Here is a 2,199-nt window from a genome sequence, read left to right on the forward strand (position 1 = left end):
GACGCGGTCGCGCTGGTCTTCGGCGACGAGGAGGTCACCTACGCCGAGCTCGACGCCCGCGCCAACTGGCTCGCCCACCACCTCATCGCCGCCGGCGTGACCCGCGGGGACGTCGTCGGCGTCCACATCGAGCGCGGCCCCCGGATGGTCGTCGGCCTGCTGGCCGCGCTCAAGGCCGGCGCGGCCTTCACCATGCTCGACGTGGACTACCCCGCCGAGCGGCTCAGCGGCCTCCTCGACCGGACCGACGCCGCCGCCGTCCTCCACACCGCCGAGCGGGCCGGGCACCTCACCCACCCCACCGCCCGGTTCGTGGACCTCGACGCCGAGGCGGACGAGATCGCCGCCCGGCCCGACCACGCCCCGGCCCTCCCCTTCCACCGGGAGGACCCGGCGGTGGTCATGTTCACCTCCGGCTCCAGCGGCACGCCCAAGGGCGTGATCGCCCCGCACCGGGCGATCGTGCGCACCCTGCGGGCCCAGGACTTCCTGGCCTTCGGCCCGGACGAGGTGTGGCTCCAGTCCGTCCCCGTCTCCTGGGACATCTTCATCCTCGAACTCTTCGGGCCCCTGCTCACCGGCGCCCGCTGCGTCCTCCAGCCCGGCCAGAAGCCCGACACCGTCGTCCTCTCCGAGCTGGTCTACCGGCACTCCGTGACCAGCACCTGGTTCTCCGCCGGCCTCTTCTCCGTGCTCGTGGACGAGTACCCGGACGTCTTCGCTGGCAGCCTCCGCCAGGTCATCACCGGCGGCGAGGCACCGTCCATCTCGCACCTGCTGCGGATCGTCGACAGTCGGCCGGAGCTGCGCCTCGTCAACGGCTACGGGCCGGCCGAGAGCATGGTCATCACCAACGCCCACCAGATCGGCGCCCACGACCGGGGCACCCCCTCGGTGCCCATCGGTGTCCCCCTGGCCAACACCCGCGTCCACGTCCTCGACGAACGGCTGGAGCCCGTCCCCGGGGGTGTCGTCGGCGAGCTGTACGTCTCCGGCGACGGCCTCGCCCACGGCTACGTCGGACAGCCCGCGCTGACCGCCGAGCGGTTCGTGGCCTGCCCGTTCGGCGCCCCCGGCGAGGTGATGTACCGCACCGGCGACCTGGTGCGGTGGCGTGCCGACGGCCAGATCGAGTACGTCGGGCGCGGCGACTTCCAGGTGAAGATCCGCGGCTTCCGGATCGAGCCCGGCGAGGTCGAGGCGGCCGTGGCCGCCCGGCCCGGCGTGGCCCGTTCGGCGGTCGTCGTCCGCGAGGACGAGCCGGGGGAGAAGCGGCTGGTCGCCTACGTCGTGCCCCGGGCCGGGACGAGCCTCGACGGGCGCGCGCTGCGGGAGGAGTTGGGCGGGCCGCTGCCCGAGTACATGGTCCCCTCCGCCGTGGTCGTCCTCGACNCCCTGCCCGCCCCCGACTTCGCCGCCCTCGCCGGCACCGGCCGGGCCCCGCGCACCCCCCGGGAGACCATCCTGTGCGGGCTGTTCGCCGAGGTCCTGGGGCTGCGCTCGGTCTCGGTCGACGACAACTTCTTCGAGCTGGGCGGCCACTCGCTGCTCGCCACCCGCCTGACCAGCCGGATTCGCGCCGGGCTCGGCGCCGAGGTCGGCCTGCGGGCCCTCTTCGAGACCCCCACCGTCGCCGGTCTCGCCCAGCGGCTCGGGCGGGCCGAGGCGGAGCTCCGGCCCGCGCTCGCCCCGATTGAGCACGCCGGGGAGGTGCTGCTGTCCTCCGCGCAGCTGCGGCTGTGGCTGATCGACCGGGTTCAGGGCCCGTGGTCCACCTACAACGCGCCGATACTCTTCGGCCTGAGCGGGTCCGTCGACGTGGTGGCGCTCGACGGCGCCCTGCGCGATGTCACGGCCCGGCACGACACGCTGCGGACCGTCTTCCCCGCCGACGCCGAGGACCGGCCCCGGCAGGAGGTGCGGCCCGTTCCCGGGACCGTGCTGCGCGTGGTGGACGTGCCGGCCGGCGCGGACGCGTCCGCACGGGCGACGGAGGCCGCCCGTCGGCCCTTCGACCTGGCGGCCGAACTGCCCTTCCGGGCCGAGCTGTTCTCGGTGGGCGGCACGGAGCACGTGCTCGCCCTGGTCTCGCACCACATCGTCAGCGACGGCTGGTCCTTCGGCGTCCTCGCCCGTGACCTCGGGGTGGCGTACGCGGCCCGGGTGTCGGGTCGGGCGCCGGAGTGGGACGCCCTGCCG

Annotated in this window: 1 protein-coding gene; it reads left to right on the top strand. The window is 74.8% G+C overall.

The window, feature by feature from the left end; genetic code table 11:
- Positions 1–2,199: non-ribosomal peptide synthetase (locus JJV70_RS22225; RefSeq protein WP_219049828.1), on the top strand; the 2,199-nt coding region annotated here is incomplete at both ends.

This window comes from Streptomyces sp. JJ66, from assembly GCF_019303495.1.
Taxonomy (GTDB): domain Bacteria; phylum Actinomycetota; class Actinomycetes; order Streptomycetales; family Streptomycetaceae; genus Streptomyces.